The sequence below is a fragment of the Desulfonema magnum genome (assembly GCF_017377395.1).
Taxonomy (GTDB): Bacteria; Desulfobacterota; Desulfobacteria; order Desulfobacterales; family 4be13; genus Desulfonema_C; species Desulfonema_C magnum.
In genome coordinates this window covers 6,238,918-6,257,088 of sequence record NZ_CP061800.1, presented here as the reverse complement: position 1 = coordinate 6,257,088, position 18,171 = coordinate 6,238,918, and the positions used below count along the sequence as shown (strand labels likewise).

12 protein-coding genes are annotated in these 18,171 nt (G+C 44.9%); 2 read left to right on the top strand and 10 right to left on the bottom strand.

Annotation, left to right across the window (positions count from 1 at the left end; translation table 11 throughout):
* Positions 1–198: 198 nt before the first annotated feature.
* The 10 genes from nifJ to dnm_RS31385 form a co-directional block, all read right to left on the bottom strand.
* Entirely contained in the window at positions 199–3,837 is a 3,639-nt protein-coding gene (gene nifJ / locus dnm_RS23805) for a pyruvate:ferredoxin (flavodoxin) oxidoreductase (protein ID WP_207679383.1), read from the bottom strand.
* A gap of 656 nt (positions 3,838–4,493) precedes the next feature.
* Positions 4,494–5,771 (bottom strand): GNAT family N-acetyltransferase, encoded by a 1,278-nt coding sequence (locus tag dnm_RS23800; protein ID WP_207679382.1) that lies wholly within the window; start codon positions 5,769–5,771, stop codon positions 4,494–4,496.
* 479 nt (positions 5,772–6,250) lie between these two features.
* Positions 6,251–7,858, bottom strand: coding sequence for a fumarate hydratase (locus tag dnm_RS23795; protein ID WP_207679381.1), 1,608 nt, complete (start codon positions 7,856–7,858; stop codon positions 6,251–6,253).
* 538 nt (positions 7,859–8,396) lie between these two features.
* A complete protein-coding gene (locus tag dnm_RS23790; RefSeq protein WP_207679380.1) occupies positions 8,397–8,921 on the bottom strand; it encodes a peptidylprolyl isomerase in 525 nt (174 codons plus the stop codon).
* 597 nt (positions 8,922–9,518) lie between these two features.
* The gene (locus tag dnm_RS23785; protein ID WP_207679379.1) at positions 9,519–10,340 is read right to left on the bottom strand and encodes a TIGR02757 family protein; all 822 of its coding nucleotides are present in this window, start codon (positions 10,338–10,340) and stop codon (positions 9,519–9,521) included.
* On the bottom strand, positions 10,294–11,145 hold the full coding sequence (locus dnm_RS23780; protein WP_207679378.1) for an Npun_R2479 family HD domain-containing metalloprotein: 852 nt from the start codon (positions 11,143–11,145) through the stop codon (positions 10,294–10,296). The genes dnm_RS23785 and dnm_RS23780 overlap by 47 nt, the downstream gene beginning before the upstream one ends.
* A 404-nt stretch (positions 11,146–11,549) precedes the next feature.
* Positions 11,550–12,854, bottom strand: a complete 1,305-nt coding sequence (locus dnm_RS23775) for an EAL domain-containing response regulator (RefSeq protein ID WP_207679377.1) — start codon at positions 12,852–12,854, stop codon at positions 11,550–11,552.
* Between the two features lie 384 nt (positions 12,855–13,238).
* Positions 13,239–14,540 carry a hypothetical protein gene (locus dnm_RS23770; RefSeq protein ID WP_207679376.1) on the bottom strand — a complete coding sequence of 434 codons (1,302 nt, stop codon included), beginning with the start codon at positions 14,538–14,540 and terminating at the stop codon, positions 13,239–13,241.
* A gap of 161 nt (positions 14,541–14,701) precedes the next feature.
* Positions 14,702–15,484, bottom strand: a complete 783-nt coding sequence (locus dnm_RS23765) for a tetratricopeptide repeat protein (protein ID WP_207679375.1) — start codon at positions 15,482–15,484, stop codon at positions 14,702–14,704.
* Positions 15,485–16,020: 536 nt separating this feature from the next.
* Positions 16,021–16,149 carry a hypothetical protein gene (locus dnm_RS31385; protein WP_276571826.1) on the bottom strand — a complete coding sequence of 43 codons (129 nt, stop codon included), beginning with the start codon at positions 16,147–16,149 and terminating at the stop codon, positions 16,021–16,023.
* A 308-nt stretch (positions 16,150–16,457) separates the two neighbouring features.
* Here dnm_RS31385 and dnm_RS23760 point away from each other — a divergent pair, with 308 nt between their 5' ends.
* Positions 16,458–16,658, top strand: coding sequence for a YwbE family protein (locus tag dnm_RS23760; protein WP_207679374.1), 201 nt, complete (start codon positions 16,458–16,460; stop codon positions 16,656–16,658).
* A 380-nt stretch (positions 16,659–17,038) separates the two neighbouring features.
* A complete protein-coding gene (locus dnm_RS23755) occupies positions 17,039–17,947 on the top strand; it encodes a DUF1848 domain-containing protein (RefSeq protein WP_207679373.1) in 909 nt (302 codons plus the stop codon).
* Positions 17,948–18,171 lie beyond the last annotated feature (224 nt).

The following is an 18,171-nucleotide window of genomic DNA, read 5'->3' as shown; positions in this document are numbered from 1 at the left end:
TGCGATTTGCGATTTGTGATTTGCGATTTGTGATTTGCGATTTGTGATTTGCGATTTGTGATTTGTGATTTGTGATTTGCGATTTGTGATTTAAGTAGAATGGCAGTCAGCAAAATTGTTTTTGCAGGGGCAGCCTCAGGCGGACTGCTCCTGCAAATAGTGTATCGCTTTTGCGTTAGTTTTTCAGGTTAAAACAAATTATTTCCCTGTCCGTCCGTCATCACACGCGTCATCCACGTTATCAAGCCTTGCATGTTCCGCAGTGTTGGTTACGGTGCAGCTCGGATCATCCTCGGCAGATTCTGTTTCTTTCTCTTCAGCCGGCGTTTCCTCAGCCAACTTTTTCAGCGATTCATACCGTGCCTTATACTCCTGTTCAAGCACAGCACGCAGTTTTTCAGATTCTTCGGGAAAGGCTTTTTCCAGAGAAGCATAACGCACCTCGCCGGAGAGAAATTCCTGGAGGCTGCCGTCCGGTTCTTTGGAGTCGAGGATAAACGGATTCTTTCCTTCGGCCTTCAGTTCCGGGTTATAGCGATACAGGGGCCAGTAACCGCACTGAACCGCCAATTTCGTCTCCTCCTGGCTCTTGCCCATGCCTTTCTTGATACCGTGGTTGATGCAGGGCGCATACGCCATGATCAGCGAGGGGCCGTCATAGGCCTCGGCTTCGGTGAGGGCTTTGATAAGCTGCTGCTTGTTCGCGCCCATGCCCACGTTCGCCACATACACATATCCGTAAGTCATGGCCATGCCGCCCATGTCCTTTTTGCCGGTCTTCTTGCCGGAGGCCGCGAATTTCGCGACCGAACCCGTGGGCGTGGCTTTTGAGGACTGACCCCCGGTGTTGGAATAGACCTCGGTGTCATACACCATGACATTGATATCCTCGCCCGTTGCCAGAATATGGTCAATGCCGCCAAAGGAAATGTCATACGCTGACCCGTCACCGAGGAATATCCAGTAGGATTTTTTGGTGAACAGCTTGGACATGCTTGCGATTTCACTCAGAACCGAGTGGGTTTTATAGGCAGGCAGCAACGCCTTGAGTTCGTCGCCATATTTTTTGGATCCCTCGGGGTCCTTCATATTATCCAGCCAGCCCTGCATCGCGTCCTTTATCTCATGAGAGATATCCTCACTCATGGCCTGCTGCATCAGTTCGGCGAGTTTTCTGCGCTGTTGGAAATGACCCAGAAGCATCCCGTAGGTAAATTCAGCAGGGTCCTCAAACAGAGAATTTCCCCAAGTCGGACCGAAACCGTCCTTGTTCACACAGTAAGGAATGGCCGGTGCGGAACCGCCCCATATGGACGTACAACCCGTGGCATTTCCGATAATCATCCGCTCGCCAAAGAGCTGGGTGAGAAGTTTTGCATATGGTGTCTCACCGCATCCCGCGCACGCACCGGAGAACTCAAGCAGCGGCTGACAGAACTGACTTCCCTTCACCGTGTTTCGTTTCATCAGATTATCCCGCACTGGCAGGGTCATTGCAAACTCAAAGTTTTTCGCCTGAACGTCTCTTTGGGTATCCAGCGGCTTCATGACCAGCGCAGGTTTTTTGGCGGGACAGATGTCCGCACAGTTGCCGCAGCCCATGCAGTCCAACGGGTTAACCTGCATACGGAACTGATAGCCTTTGAGTTCCTTGCCCACTGCCTTTTTTGACTCAAATGCCTGGGGAGCGTTTCCGGCTTCCTCTTCTGTGACGAGGACAGGGCGGATAGCCGCATGGGGGCAGACCATGGCGCACTGATTGCACTGAATACAGTTGTCTATAATCCATTCCGGAACATTGATGGCAACGCCCCGTTTTTCATACTGACTGGTTGCCACAGGAAAAATTCCGTCCGGCGAAAATGCGCTGACCGGGAGATTGTCTCCCTGCTGCGCGACCATGGGGCGCAGGACATTTTTCACAAAATCAGGTTCGTGTCTGACTTCCGCTGCAACGTCAGCCGCATCAGCCCAGGACTCGGGATATTTGATTTCTACGAGGTTATCAAGACTCTTATCCACCGCGTCCCGGTTCATGTTGACGATCCTGTCGCCTTTTTTGCCGAACATTTTTTTTATCTCGTCTTTGAGATAGGCAATCGCGTCGTCAACCGGAATGACATTCGCCAGATTGAAGAATGCGGTCTGCATGATCATGTTAATCCTGCCCCCGAGGCCTACCTCGCCCGCAATCTTCACCGCATCAATATTGTAGAATTTGAGATTTTTCTGAGCAATGGTCCGGCGCATCTCAGCAGGAAGCTTCTCTTCCATCTCCTCCGTAGTCCACGGAGAGTTCAGTACAAAAGTTCCGCCGTCTCTGATGCCCTCAAGGACATCGTACATATGCACATAACTGGGATTGTGACACGCGACGTAGTCGGCACCTTTAATAAGGTAGGCTGATTGGATGGGGCTTTTACCAAAACGGAGATGCGACATGGTCACACCGCCGGATTTTTTGGAGTCATAAGCAAAATAGGCCTGTGCATACATATCGGTATTGTTGCCGATAATTTTGATGGCACTCTTATTTGCGCCCACGGTTCCGTCCGCCCCGAGTCCCCAGAATTTGCACCGCACGGTTCCCTCAGGAGCCACATCAAAACTGTCTGTCTTGACTTCGAGCGAGGTCTGCGTCACATCATCTGTGATACCGACCGTGAAGTGATTCTTGGGAGCCTCAGCCTTCATGTTGTCAAAAATGGCTTTGACCATAAACGGATTGAATTCTTTGGACCCCAGACCATACCGGCCGTTGAGGATGGCAGGGATCGCTCCGCCGCGCTCCACATAGGCCGTACACATATCCAGATACAGCGGATCACCCAATGCGCCCGGCTCTTTGGTACGATCCAGCACTGTGACTGTTTTCGTTGTTTCAGGGAGGACAGCAAAGAGATGTTCCGGCGAAAAGGGACGGTACAGACGAACTTTGACCAGCCCGACTTTTTCTCCGGTTTTCACGAGGTGGCGGACAACCTCCTCGATGGTTTCGCAGGATGAGCCCATGGAAATGATGATCTGTTCCGCGTCCGATGCCCCCACATAATCGAACAGTTTGTATTGGCGGCCCGTGAGGTCCCCGACTTTTTTCATGTATTCGCTGACAATGCCCGGAACTTTGAGATAATACGGATTACGGGTTTCCATGCCCTGGAAATAAATATCCGGATTCTGGGCCGTGCCTCGGAGTTCAGGCGTTTCCGGGTTCGCGCCTCTGGCACGGAATTTAGCAACAGCATCCTGATTGACCAGCTTTGCCATGTCCTCATAACGGATCATTTCAATCTTCTGGATTTCATGGGAGGTGCGGAATCCGTCAAAAAAATGGAGGAACGGAACACTGGCTTCGATGGCGGAAAGATGGGCCACCAGCCCCAGGTCCATGGTTTCCTGAACAGAGGCCGCCCCCAGGAGTGCAAACCCGGTCTGGCGTACTGCCATGACATCCTGATGGTCTCCGAAAATGGAAAGGGCATGTCCGGCAATGGCACGGGCTGTCACATGCAAAACCCCGGGGAGGAGTTCGCCTGCCATTTTATACATATTCGGAATCATCAGGAGAAGGCCCTGGGATGCTGTGAATGTTGTCGTGAATGACCCGGCTGCCAGAGAACCGTGAACAGACGCGGCTGCCCCGGCTTCCGACTGCATCTGACGGATTGTCATGGTCTGTCCGAAAATGTTTTTACGCCCTGCTGCCGCCCATTCATCTGCGATCTCTCCGATAGGAGAGGACGGGGTAATAGGATAAATGGCGGCGACGTCGCTCATGGCATAAGCCACATGCGCGGCCGCAGTGTTGCCATCAATGGTTTTCATTTCCTTTGCCATAGAATTGACTCCTTTGTTTTTATAGTAAATTAAGGTGTTTTTAGCTTTATATCCAGAAATATGTTAAAATATTTTTGGCAAACAGGTCAGCAACAACTCCGACCATCATCAGCAAAAAGTTTTTCTTGAATAAAGTCATGCCATATCCTCATATGTCATTGCTCTGACGGATTTTGAATCCAGTTATCCATGACACCGAAATACCTTCGGATATTTCCTGCGAAACATGCAGGCAGAGTGTCAAATGCAATAATATCGGAAACTAAGGAATATTGGCGGACATGCTCCGGCCTGATCTGTCTTATAAACTGCAATTCTAAAAAAAAATCGGGTAAGTTATTTTTTTTGAGAACTCCTGTGATTTCCCCAAAAAAAATATTTTATAAATATGTGCATGTCTGGAATGTTTGTCAAGGTAAATCGGAATCAGCAGGAAAGCCCGGTGAACAAGGGTGTTATTCTGAAAAAAGATCAGTCAGAGCCAGTATCAGCACACTGAATCCCATCCTGTCCCTGGCATTGATATCCGCGCTGTGAGATGCGAGAAGCTTCACGAATCACTACCTTTGCAGGACTACCTGAATTTTAAACAATTTACTACCTCAAAATGCTCCCTTTTCGGACTGTCGCTCCGGAGTGCCAAACTGTATCATGTTCTAATACTGCTCATAAATCCATGAGTTGCCGGAGGGAAAAAGCGTATCCGTTAAAAGACCGCTTTTATCGGATGCTGTAAGATTCGGTCGGAGGTACTGCGATGCCGGGAAAATATCCGGCCGGGTGTGCTGTAATTCCTGCCAGGTTCTGTGTCCCAGGCAGAGTGCGGGAAAGAGGTCTTCGCTGATACAAAATGTGTTATCACACGCCTCTTCCTCTCCTGGTTTCACAGATTCAAGAATGCCCTCGTTCCATATCATATCCGCCTTTGTTTTAAAAAAATCCAGTCTGACTGTCCCGGAAAAATTTTTAAAGAGACTCTCTTTCATTCGTTTCTCAAGAATCGGGGCAATTTTTCTCAGGAAATTTATCCTGTCGGCAAATTTTATCTGCCACGCATATGGGTTTCCTTTTTCAGCGCCCATGGAAATGGCTGTCTTACCGGCCATTGATTCGTTATGAAGATTCAGCCTGATATAAGGCTTATTACGTTCCGCAGCCTTGTGTTTGCAAAAAGTGAACAGACGGATTAACGCGTCATAGGTGATGTACGCGCTGATTTCGCTGATGATAAGTCCTTTTCCAAAGCCTTCCTGCGGAATTCTGAAGCAGAATTTTTCGCATTTGTCTTTGTTTTCCATAATCCAAAATTCCGAACCATATTCAGTTTTCAGGCTTTGTCCGAACAAATATTTCCAATTGGCCTCATCTCTGAACGCGGAAACAGAGAAAAATTTCCTGTAGCTTTCATCTTCCTCCATCAGATACGGAATATCTTTCAAACCGGCGATGCGAAATGTATATCCGTCTTTGTCCTGCTCATCCGGAATGATATGAAGCGGCATATTAATATGGTTTTCCATGGCAACAGCATAATGGTATCCGAAATTATGATAAAAGCCCGGTATGCCCTGGATAACCGCGAGATCAAACTTTTCCGCTGCAAGCGTCTTGTCAAATTCCTTGTTCAGTATTCTCATCAGCCCCTGTTCCTGATATTCTTTTCGGGTTCCGACGATTCCCATTTCAGCGACTTTGAGCCGGATCCCTTCCATTTCCCATGTCCAGGGGATAAGTGCGAAAGCAGAAACAATGGCGGATGTGTTTCTGTCTTCCGCAATAAACCAGTATTTCTTTTCCATGCGGGGGAGGTGATGAAACATGGTTTCTGCAAGAGTTCCCACATCCTGAGGATGAAAAACTTCTGAAAAGAGTTTATGCAGTTGTTTACTGTCGTCATCAGATATGGCCCGTCTGATAAAATAATTATCATTCATATTATTTTCTCCGGATGTGATTAAGGGGGGTTTAATTTTCCACAAAAAATGAATGCAACTCAGCCATCTCGTTCCCACGCTTTGCGTGGGAATGCAGGACGGACGCTTCGCGTCCTGATCTCGTCCGACATCCGAAAGGACACGAACCATGTGAACGGGAATATGTGTGAATTTTTCATCTGCTGAATTTGGTACATGACCAAGTAAATTCTGAAAGGTAAAGACCTCCGAGATTTTCAAAACCTCGGAGGTCTGACATTCGAGTCGCCCCTCATCACCATAAATTTTTAATATCTGCCCGGGGAAGAAACCCGGCTTTTTTCCGGAATGATGCGTCTCCGATAAAGGAAAAACCCGGGTTTCTCCGACGCTAGCAGAAAAAAAGTAATATAAAAAAACTTTTGCTCAGGTACTTAGTTCTCATCCGGACAAAGACATTTTTGTCAGAACAACGCAGATTGCATTGAATAGAGGAAGTTCTACAACAACCCCTCAAAAAAGTCATTCCCCTTATCATCCACAATGATAAACGCTGGAAAATCTTTTACCGTGATCATAAAGATCGCCTCCATTCCCAGCTCAGGATATTCGAGAGTCTCAATATTCGTGATGCACTCTTTACCCAGCCTTGCAGCGGGTCCGCCAATGGAGCCGAGATAAAAACCGCCGTATTTCTGACACGATTCCGTAACGATCTTTGACCGGTTCCCCTTTGCCAGCATAATCATGGAACCGCCCCGTTCCTGGAACAACGGCACATAGGAATCCATACGGCCCGCGGTCGTAGGCCCGAAAGAACCTGAGGCACAGCCTTCCGGGGTTTTTGCCGGGCCTGCATAATAGATAATATGATCCCTGAGATACTGGGGAAGGTCTTCTCCGCTGTCAAGACGTTCCTTCAGCTTGGCATGGGCAATATCTCTCCCCACCACGATTTTTCCTGTAAGCAGCAGACGGGTCGCCACCGGATAGTTGCTCAATATCGCCCGAATCTCGCTCATGGGCTTGTTCAGGTCAACACGGACAGCATCCTCGTCACTTGCTTCAACTTCCGGCAGATACTTCGCGGGATTGGTCTCAAGCTGTTCCAAAAAGATACCGTCTTTGGTAATCTTCGCCTTTATATTTCTGTCCGCGCTGCAACTTACCCCGATTCCTACAGGACACGAGGCCCCGTGCCTGGGGAGGCGGATGACTCTTGTATCCAGACAAAAATACTTTCCGCCAAACTGGGCTCCGAGCCCGATGTCACGGGATATTTTCAGCAATTCCGCTTCAAGCTCCAAATCTCTGAACGCATGTCCGAGGTCGTTTCCCTTTGTGGGAAGATCATCAAGGTACTTTGCAGAGGCCAGTTTCACCGTTTTAAGAGTCATTTCCGCGGAGGTTCCGCCGATAACAAAAGCAAGGTGATAAGGCGGACACGCGGACGTGCCCAGGCTTTTCATTTTCTCTCTCGCAAATGCAGAGAGAGTTTCAGGCGTGAGCAGGGCTTTGGTTTCCTGATAGAGATATGATTTATTCGCGGATCCGCCCCCTTTTGCCATAAAGAGAAATTTGTATGCGTCTCCCTCGGTCGCGTAAAGTTCAATCTGTGCGGGAAGATTACAGCCCGTGTTTTTTTCCTCGTACATGGTCAGGGGCGCATTCTGAGAATATCGCAGATTGTTGGTTGTGTAAGCATTGTAAACCCCTTTTGCGAGGAATTCTTCATCAGAAAAATCAGTCCAGACCTGGTGCCCTTTTTTGCCCATCACAATGGCGGTTCCGGTATCCTGACACAAAGGAAACACGCCGCCCGCGGAAATCACGGCATTTTTCAACATCTCAAGGGCCACATATCTGTCGTTGTCAGAACTTTCCGGGTCATCAAAAATTTTTGCCAGTAATTCCAGATGCGACGACCTCAGCAGGTGGGAAACATCTCTGAACGCCTGCTCCGAAAGAAGCGTAAGCCCTTCAGGGTCAATTTTTAATATATCTTTGCCTTCAAAGGATTTCAAAGAAACATGGTCTTTTGTCAACATACGATATTCTGTTGTGTCTTTTCCCAGAGGAAACATTTCCTGATATGCAAATTCTGACATTCTTCAGTTCTCCTTAAATAGAGAAAATCCGAAACCCGAAATCCGGAACATCTCCGTGATTCAAATTTTGAATCTCAGGTTTGTCTTGCATTCCTGAATAAACAAGGAAAAAATTTCAGTATTCGTATTTCGGATTTTTTTTGATTACGCTATGACATAAAGGCCCCTGCCGACTCGGTGGTGATTCGAATCCGGCTGAATCAATATCTGTCATATTGATTCAGATCGTCATAACATTTATATCCGGTTTTGGAACACCACCGATTTTGGGACTTTTCTAATGACCAATGATCAAGTTTTTTCTGTCATTCCTGCGAAAGCAGGAATCCACAGCTCCTGGTAGGCGCGGCATCGGCCCAAAACGGATTCCTGATTTCGCAGGAATAACCCTCTTTTTGCCCGAGCCAAGTCAGAAAATTTGATCATCGAGTCATGAGAAAAAATCCTTTTTTACTGAATTCAGGGCTGATTTCCGGATAACTTATCCGTCAGACTTCCGAAGTATCAAGAATTTCGGAAGTCTTACGCAATTCTTCTTTTATCGTTGAATTGTAACCTTGTTCATTACCACCGATTCCAGAGGTTTGTCCATGGCGTCTGTTTTCACAGAACCGATTTTTCTCACCACTTCTATTCCTTTGACCACTTTTCCGAAAACTGAGTGTCTGTTATTCAAATGAGGTGTCGGTGCCAACGTGATAAAAAACTGGCTTCCGTTGGTTCCTGGTCCGGCATTGGCCATGGAAAAGACTCCTTCGCTGTCATGTTTTAAGGAGGAATCAAATTCATCTTTGAATTTATATCCCGGTCCCCCGGTTCCGTTTCCAAAAGGGCATCCCCCCTGGATAACAAAGCCTTCAATTACTCTGTGAAAGGAGAGACCATCATAAAAGTTGCCCTGTCTCATTGTCTCCTGTCTTCCTTCCGCGAGGTTGATAAAGTTCCAAACGGTTTCGGGACACTCTTTTGCGTAAAGTTCAGCCTCAAATGACCCGAGGCTTGTTTCAAAAACAGCAGTAAAACGTTCACCTTCTTCTTTATAATCACTTTTTATGCCTGACATAACTCCTCCGTTTATAAATTTTAAGTTTTTCTGAAGAAACCAAGTTGAAAAAAAGGTTTCTGCCAGAAGTAAGTACCTGGACAAAAGTTTTTCGGTATTTTTTCGGAGTGCGAAAATGAAACGTTCTCACGTTCTGAAATGTTATTTCAGTACTCCGGATCAGAAAAATGTCGGAAAATTTATGGACAAGTACTTAAGCAATTTTATAATTTCATATAAAACAGTCATGATTTGCCGGTCACAACGAACCATGAAAGTTTTATAGTTTTTCCTAACACTTAACACCTGACACCTGACACTTTCATATAAACGGGCATGACCTGCCGGTCACAACGAAAAATGAAAGTTTTACTGTTTTTCCTAACACTTAACACTTAACACCTGACACTTTCATATAAAAGAAAAGAATATAAGATAGTGAGAGTGATGTGTCAATGATAAATGATGAGGCATTTTATATTGCGGATATCGGTTGCTGATGAAGTGAGTCCGGCCAGATCAGAAGGAAGGCGTGCTAAAATTACATTTTAGCATGATTCATGAAAATTGTCCATCCGGGATTGGGAAATCCTGGGCATTTTCAAAAGCGGGCATCTGTCATAAGTTGAATAAGTCATTCGGATCAGCGTCGTCTCTTATGCCCAGACGGGTCAGCGCAAAATCGTATCGGACAGGATCATCAGGAGCCAGTTTTTTGAATGCTGAAGTAATTTCAAGCGCTGTGCGCATATTTGCCTGTTTTCGTGCTGTCAGACCTAATTTGAAACAAATTTTGTGCATATGCACATCCAACGGAACAATCAGTTTTGACGGAGAGATTTCCTCCCATCCTCCGGGATCAACAGCGTCTGTCCGAACCATCCAGCGTAAGAACAGATTCATGCGTTTGCATGCGCTTCCCCGTTCCGGCAGCGGGACAAGGTGTCCGGGGTTTTCTTTTCTTGTAAGTTCCGAGGCAAAAAAGGACAGGGCCGGAAGAATTGTCTCGTCATTTTTTTTCAAGCCCCTGAGGAAACACTCATAAAGAGATCCATGCTGTTCGATCACCTGTTTTGCTCCTGAAAGCATGGCTGCGAGATTGTCACCGCCGGCGAATCTGTACCGAAAGCCCTCAAAGCGTTCTCTGAGGAACGCCCGGGATGCGTTTTGGAGAAACGCGTGCGGAGAGGGTCCCATAATATCCAGCACATAAGAAACGCTTTTTAAAATCTGGGCCACTCTGCCATAGGCCAGAGAGGACGCTGTCAGTCCCGCGATTTCACGATCATTAAGATCGTCATACGCATAAAGGAATTCAAGCGGATCAGGATGCACATATTTGCGGCTCTCATACTTTTTATAGAGCCGCTCCAGTTTTTCTTTGCTGATAATATTAAGGACCTCCCAGGCGTTTCTCGCCGTGTTCCACGGTAAACACATGCGAGTGAAGATTGGAAATCCATTGTTTACCTTCATGGGTGACACGAAGATACTTCAGCCCGTTCTGAATATAGGGATATACCACATTCCAGTAAAACCTTGCGTAACTCTTCCGCATATCTTCGGGGTTTTTGTAGCCGATTGCCGCGTTGGCTCCTGTTTCCTCAAATTCGTAGAAAAGACCGGGGATTTTCCGCAAATAACCAGGGTCCCCGAGCTGGCCGATCAGGTCCGCGGCCCGCACCAGGGCACCATAGCCTTTTGTATCCTTATGAATTTCGTCATCCGGGATAGGAAAGCGTGTCATTTCAATGTAGGAGGCAATTTCGTTGGCATCCGCGCTTATAAGCAGCTTTCCGCCGAAACGCTCAAGTATGAAAAGTTTGCTACGGTCAACATGATAAGGGGTGAGTGCCGCATCTGTTCCCTCAGGCGGAATTTTCACTGTCTTTCCACCAACACCGATGGCGAATATATTGCCTGTGTCCTGCCTGCATATCCCTTTTACAAAACCGATATCGTGACACAGGCAGGCCATCATAAAATGCAGCCAGTCTTTTGGGAGAACACCGCCTTCGGTCAGATGTTTCCCTCTCAGGATTTCCTGACCGCACAAAGTGACCATGATGGTATGCTCGACATTATGATACAGGGCATCGCAATTGGAAATATTTTCAAGCGCAAGATGACCTGTCCATTCGATGATATTGGCAAATTCAGGTTCCATTCGGCCATAAGTTCGCTCATAAGCAGATTTTAATTCTTTTACAAAAGGCTCTATTATAAGTTTCTGAATATTGATCATTGTTAATCATCTTTTTTCGATATTGTTCAGGCGGGTGTGATTCATATCTTAAGGTCGGTAACACATACAGTATGCTTTTAACGGTGGTAAATTTCTGTTTTTTGTGAATCCGGTTCTGATAAAAATGTAATTATTTTTACCGTGAAAATACATTTTGAAAACCCGGGTTTTTTATCTGAAACTATTTTCATAACCAGGGGCAAAAAACCCGGCTTTTTCATAAGCATTTATATTTCAATACTTCGGACAGTTTTTATAACGTATTGTTTTTATTAGGTTTGAATATTTTATACCTGAAAATTAAAATCCTATAATTTCAATAGATTAGAGTTTTGAATATTCTTAATTTTCAAAACCTGTCCGAACTGTTAATATTTATATCACCAAATTTTCAGGCTTGCAACTTATAAATTCAGATGCTCTGAAACAGATGTCATTTTACAACATGAGTCCCCTGTTTTGCTGTTTTTTGGAACAGGATTTTCCTTTAATCCGAGAGGGCGGCAATTTTGTCTGAGCAAATATTCAATTCGTTCCGACGGCAATGGTTCTGAAAAATAAAACCCCTGGCCGTATTTGCATTTCAGTTCCCTGAGTCTTTTAATTTGGAACTCGTTTTCTATACCTTCGGCCACCACATTCATATCAAGGTCCGAAGCCAGAGATATCACAGCCTGAATAATTTTCATGGATTTGTCATCATCCAGACCGATTTTATCCACAAATGAACGATCAATTTTCAAGGTATCAAAAGGGAACAGATGCAGATAGCTCAGAGATGAATATCCTGTTCCGAAGTCGTCAATTGCCAGGCGGATTCCCTGTTTCCTCAGTTTTTTAAATACTGGAAGCACAATATCCACATTGTCCATGATGGCGCTTTCTGTAATTTCCAGCTTCACACATTCCGGATTAATATCTGATTCTTTTATTATCTTCTTGATATTAATGAAGAAATCCTCCTGTAAAAGCTGTCTTGTGGAAACATTTATCCCAAGTATGAAAGGCTTTTCTGCTGACAGTTCCCTGATATATTCTGCGATCTGCTGACAGGCTGTTTTTAATACCCATGCGCCTATTGGCACAATAAGACCTGTTTCTTCCGCGAGGGGAATGAAATCTGTGGGCAGAATAATCCCTTTTTGTGGGTGTACCCAGCGAATCAGCGCCTCAATGCCGATAATATCTTTTGTTTCAAGGTCTATAATGGGCTGGTACCGGAGTACGAATTCTTTTCTGTCCGCGGATATTTGTAAATCATTTTCCATTTCTTTTTTTTTGTTCAGCGAACTTGTATGAGACTTTCTGAAGTTTTCTTTAAAACGTCTTTGCCTTTCAAAAGCTTTATCAATTTTTCTGGATACGTCGTTGTTCCCGAACGGCTTTTCAAGAAAATCCTGAATTCCCAGGCCGATCAGTTCTATCAGCATTTTTTTGTCACCAAAACCGGTTATCACAATAACGGGTAAGTTAAATTCAAACTGAGAAATACACCTGATCAGCTGAATTCCGTCTAATTCAGGCATTCTGATATCAGTAATCAGAAGATCAACCGGCTCGGCACTGTCGTTGAATCTTAGCAACATACTTAAAGCTTCTGTCCCATTTTTTGCTAATGACACCTTGAAACCTGAACTCCTTAGCATGATACCGAGACACAAACGTATATTTTTTTCGTCATCAGCAATAAGAATATGTCTTTGTTCCATATATTATAAATTCCCTTCAGACTGATTCCCAACATCTTGAAAATTTTTTAAAGTCAAAATTACAATTCATACTCAAATTCGTCGAACTTGTTTCCATGCTGAACATCACTGATTAAGCTAAAAGGGTGTTTGAAAAGTAGCATGAGTCCTGTAGGGACGGCATATTTGCGGCAATGACATGCCCCGTGCTTCCGGGTCCCGTGGTGACAGTATATCCGGCTTTCTACAAACATGGTGTCCCCACGGAATTTTTTAAAAACGCTCTGAGGGATTTTTTCCATTGATCAGATGACGAATTATAAATATCAAATCACAAATCAGAAATTCAATCTGACCTGTCACCACTATTTTAAATAAGTTTTTTTGCAACACAAATTGAATTTCCTATTTTGACCGTTGTTTTTTTAATTCCCGGGACCGGGAATAGACACTTTCCAGTTCCTTACAGGCTTTATCAAAGGTTTTTCCACAGATATGCGCGAGGCTTGCCTTTTTCGCCGCTATCCATCCCACCTCCAGGGCAATCTTCCAAGGGGAACTTTTCTTTGCCAACTGATAGGTTTTTAATGGCCATCTGAGCCAGCCATATGTTTTCAGGGCTTTTTCGACAAAACTTCGGAAGGGCCTGGGCAGGAGAGTGTCAGAAAGGCTTTTTGAGCGGTATAAAGTGTCCAGGCGCATTTTATAAAAGCGATTCACAAGAGGAAGATCCTCTCCCTTGCTGAAACTGGATACCCAGGCATGAGTTTTTTCCAGCAAAGGTCCGATGACGGCTTCTTCCAAAGGATGATCTGATTCTGGAAAATGTTTTTTTGATATGAAAATGGCTGCTTCATGGACGGCGTTTTTCCATTGATCAAAACCAGGATTGGACATCAGCAGACCGGAAACACTTATCAGACGCTTCCGAATCTCCTGAATTTCGGGGTCTGCGAGAGATTCTTCATTATTTTCGAGAAAATCCAGGTCATCCAGCGTCTTTTCCAGTTCATCTTCATTTTCTTCCTGAACGAAAATTTCTTCATTGCTGTAGGCTTCCAAAGCCAGTTTTCCCAAAAAAAGGTAGATATCCGCCATCAGATACTTGGTAAGCGTCAGAATCGTCAGCCGGTGGGAGAGATAAGCCAGCCAGGTAAAAGGATCCGGAAACAGAAAAAGACGGGACTGAAAGAATCGCCGGATATTATTTTGGTGGCGGAGATACCAGTTGCACAAAGGTGACTCTGAAATTCGGAGATACCACTGCCGGGATTTACGAATACTTCGGATGTTCAGGTATTGAAGTTTTCTGAAACCCGGACGCCGAAGAATACGGTCAAACCGATCCAAAGATTTTTCAAGACTCCGGAGAAAATGGCCTATGGTCATCCGAAGCTCGGGACGCTCTGAACGGGGATGCTGACATGCGGCAATCGAAGTAATAAATTGGGGAATATCCTGAAGCTCACCGATTCCGGGAGAAAAAGAGTGAAAAACTTCGTCACAGCGGTTCAGAATGATCTGAATGCCCGCTTTCCGGCCAGGGGCTGATAATTCGCTGTTCGTTTTAAGTTCTTTTAATTCCCCTTTTAAGGATTTTTTCCAACTGAGAATCCCTCTGGCTCGCCACAATATGAGGACCGTCACACCTGAAATAACGAGTGTAAGTGATGCCCAGATAATTTTCAAGAAAAACCACGAGTCCATTTGAGAACGTCTTACCTATGTATGCTATTATTTTAGGTAGTTGAAAACCCGACAATTCAGACTCGGCAATGAATTGCCGTGCTGTTTTCAGCCCTTCCTCCGGGATCCCGAAAAAAACCAGTGTCAATGTGACAACGTCCGGGACCGGATAAAATCTCCTGTCATGACTGTTTGTCTAATAGTTCCTTTGCTCTTTGATGTCCCAGATAAGATGCTTCCCTTAAATCGTTCTTAGCCAGTTGGTTATTCCCGATCTTATAGTAAACAATCGCCCGGTTATAATAAGCAGCAGAAGAGTCCGGCTTTAATTCAATCGCACTGCTGAACACATCTATTGCTTCCCGATATTTACCTGAACGATATAATTTTTTTCCCTTTTTAACCCGGTCCGACGCAATCTTGCTGTGGTCAGATGTCGCAGAGATGCCTTTAAACTCGTGTCCGCAATGCTTGCATACCTTCGCCTCTAATAAGACATCTTCCGCACATTTCGGACATCTTTTCTTCATTCTCAGAGGTCTCTGATCAGCTTTTTCTTGCAGTTTTTTATTAAGAGTTATAATATACTTACCCATTATCCTTTGTAAAAAAACTGCAAAAGGCCTTTCATCCACCTGATATATGGTAATCTGATGATTTATTTCTTCCTGAACGATTTTCTTATTTTCTTCGTGATCCGGAAGAATCAGAGAAAATTCGGCTAATAACTCTATGATCTGGCCGTATTTGTCAAGCTGTAAGTTTTCTATTGCAGCGGATTCTCCCATCTCATTTTTTATATTTTCAAGCTTAAAATAGTCCAGAGCATTTTTAATAAGGGTCTGTGTGCCGTCTCTGATTGTTTTTTCAAGCGTTGTCATATCATGTTCTTTTTTCAGAATGCTGATTTTGATATCATGTTTCTTTTCCAAACTGCTTATCTTTTCATTATATTTTTTTTCCATCCATTTTTTTGTGACAAGAAATGTAAGTAACAGATAAAAGACAGTGCAAACAACTGTCATTATAAATGATATATATCTGTTAGGCATTTGAAACGGCAGGTAGGAAAGACCAACGGCCAGGGAACCTACTATAATTAGACTGGTATAAATATTCATTTCATTCCTTGGTTTCCTCTTTAGCAACGCGCTGAATTCATGTGCATTCTTTAAACCATTAATAATTTTTCTCCCTGAAATAATTCTATTTACCCGATTTGTCAAGATAATTTGTTTTTCGATAAGATTATTTCCAAAGGTGCTGAATGTGTTAAACTAGTTGAAATAATAATCAAATATACAAATATAATATCCAATAAATTCAACAAAAATGAAAACAGGATACTCTTGATTTTCAGGTGATTCCGAATTATTTTGCCCATTGGGTATCTGATTTCATTTGCCGGACAGCAAAGAAATCCCGTCTGACAGGGACCAAATCGGACGGGGGGACTGTATTCTGTCCGGGTTATACTTATCCGATTTTTAATACTCGATGATCAAGTTTCTGATGATAACGGATTTAGGGAAGGCCGACCAAGCCCTGTAAGGACGGCATCTTTGTAGCAGCAGGTTCGCAGCCCCCCGCCAAGCCCTGTAAGGGCGGCATCTTTGTAGCAGTTTGTCATTCCGTTCGACGACCTGGCTGAACTCGCCGAAGTCTGAGTTCACGCCGAACGGAATGACAGGGTTTTTGTCTGAGCCAGGTCAAAAAATTTGATCATCGGGTAATAAGTACCTGAGCAATTTTTTATATATCTTTTTTCCGCGAACAGCGGAGAACCCCGGATTTTTCCTTCACGGGGGCAGATCATTCGGGTAAAAAAACCGGATTTCTTCCCGGGTACTTAAATGTTGACTTGAATGCCTGTAAGAAAGTAAACAAAGGCTTTCATATAACCAGAGTACGGATTAAGATAAAAAGGAGGTTTTCCAAATGAACGGCCAAAACAGGAAAGATATACATGCCGGTATCGAAGTGCATATTGTCTTGAAAAAAGATCAGCGTACTGGAAAATTAACAAAGGGAATTGTCAAAGATATTCTGACAAAATCATCTCATCATCCCCACGGCATAAAAGTCAGGTTGGAGGACGGACAGGTCGGGAGAGTTCAGGAAATTTCAATGCCCAATTAACGCTGATGGATAATCCGCGGATGGGAAATCCACACGCACCCTCGTTCTCATGCTTTGTGTCCGGGACGAGAGCCGAATTCAGGACGCAAAGCGTCCGTCCCGCATTCCCACGCAAAGCGTGGGAACGAGATGAACGAGATGAACGCTGATGGATAATCCGCGGATGGGAAATCCACACGCACCCTCGTTCTCATGCTTCGTGTCCGGGACATCCGCCGAATTCAGGACGCGAAGCGTCCGTCCTGCATTCCCACGCAAAGCGTGGGAACGAGATTAAAGCGTGGGAACGAGATTAAAGCGTGGGAACGAGATTAAAGCGTGGGAACGAGATGAACGAGATTAACACCTAACACCTAACACCTAACACTTTAATATAAAATATGATTATTTCAGCAAGCAGGCGTACAGATATTCCCGCACTTTATTCTGAATGGTTTATGAACAGAATCCGGGCAAGGTTCTGTACGGTTCCCAATCCGTTTAATATCAGACAGGTGTCCGAGGTATCACTGAAGGCTGAGGATGTGGATGCGATTGTCTTTTGGACAAGGTATGCAAGGCCCCTGATTCAGTATTTCAAGGCGCTTGATGAACGAGGTTTTTATTATTATTTTCAATACACGATTAACGGTTACGGGCCGCGGATAGAAAGTGCTAATCCGCCCCTTGAGAATGCCATTCGATGTTTCAGGGAGGTTTCGGATCGTCTGGGACCCGAGCGGGTGATTTGGCGATATGATCCCATCATCCTTACATCCGTCCTTGATACAGAGTATCACCTTGAGCTTTTTTCTCAGATTGCAGGTAATCTCAGGGGCCATACCCTGCGATGTGTGATCAGCCTTGTTGATTTTTACAAGAAAACCCGCCGCAGGCTTTCCTTTCTGGCGGATGAGGAGGTGATAACGGAACACCATCCCGCGGAACGTTCTCTGATAAGAGAATTGCTCATAGGAATTCAGGAAATTGCCCGGGGAAATAATATGGAAGTGGTCACTTGTGCGGAACAAACTGATTTCTCAGACATCGGTATAATGCCCGGAAAATGTATTGATGACAAATTGCTTACGGAACTTTTCCCGGGTCGCTCATTTTCTGGCAAAAAAGACCCGGGCCAGCGTAAACTATGCAGATGTGTTCAGAGCCGTGACATTGGGATGAATAATTCCTGTATTTTCGGTTGCAGATATTGTTATGCAAACAAAAGCGATGAACTGTCCGGGCGCAATTACACGCAGAATCATTTTCCGGATTCACCGTCAATGCTCGGGCGATATGAGAGCCGATAAAACATTATCACTCGATAATCAAGTTTTTTTCTGTCATTCCTGCGAAAGCTGGAATCCACCGCTCTCGGAACCGCGGCATCGGCCCAAAATGGATTCCTGCTTTCGCAGGAATGACAGAATTTCCGGTCGGATTGTATCAAAAAAACTTGATTATCGAGTATCAGCAGATGGAAAAATTTTTAGGCTCTCACAGCGCGGACACGGCAGATGGGGAAGAAACCCGG

Coding starts and splice junctions, on each gene's coding strand:
- nifJ (WP_207679383.1), bottom strand. CDS start 3,837: ATGGCAAAGGAAATGAAAACCATTGATGGCAACACTGCGGCCGCGCAT.
- dnm_RS23800 (WP_207679382.1), bottom strand. CDS start 5,771: ATGAATGATAATTATTTTATCAGACGGGCCATATCTGATGACGACAGT.
- dnm_RS23795 (WP_207679381.1), bottom strand. CDS start 7,858: ATGTCAGAATTTGCATATCAGGAAATGTTTCCTCTGGGAAAAGACACA.
- dnm_RS23790 (WP_207679380.1), bottom strand. CDS start 8,921: ATGTCAGGCATAAAAAGTGATTATAAAGAAGAAGGTGAACGTTTTACT.
- dnm_RS23785 (WP_207679379.1), bottom strand. CDS start 10,340: ATGTGTTTACCGTGGAACACGGCGAGAAACGCCTGGGAGGTCCTTAAT.
- dnm_RS23780 (WP_207679378.1), bottom strand. CDS start 11,145: ATGATCAATATTCAGAAACTTATAATAGAGCCTTTTGTAAAAGAATTA.
- dnm_RS23775 (WP_207679377.1), bottom strand. CDS start 12,854: ATGGAACAAAGACATATTCTTATTGCTGATGACGAAAAAAATATACGT.
- dnm_RS23770 (WP_207679376.1), bottom strand. CDS start 14,540: ATGGACTCGTGGTTTTTCTTGAAAATTATCTGGGCATCACTTACACTC.
- dnm_RS23765 (WP_207679375.1), bottom strand. CDS start 15,484: ATGGAAAAAAAATATAATGAAAAGATAAGCAGTTTGGAAAAGAAACAT.
- dnm_RS31385 (WP_276571826.1), bottom strand. CDS start 16,149: ATGACAAACTGCTACAAAGATGCCGCCCTTACAGGGCTTGGCGGGGGG.
- dnm_RS23760 (WP_207679374.1), top strand. CDS start 16,458: ATGAACGGCCAAAACAGGAAAGATATACATGCCGGTATCGAAGTGCAT.
- dnm_RS23755 (WP_207679373.1), top strand. CDS start 17,039: ATGATTATTTCAGCAAGCAGGCGTACAGATATTCCCGCACTTTATTCT.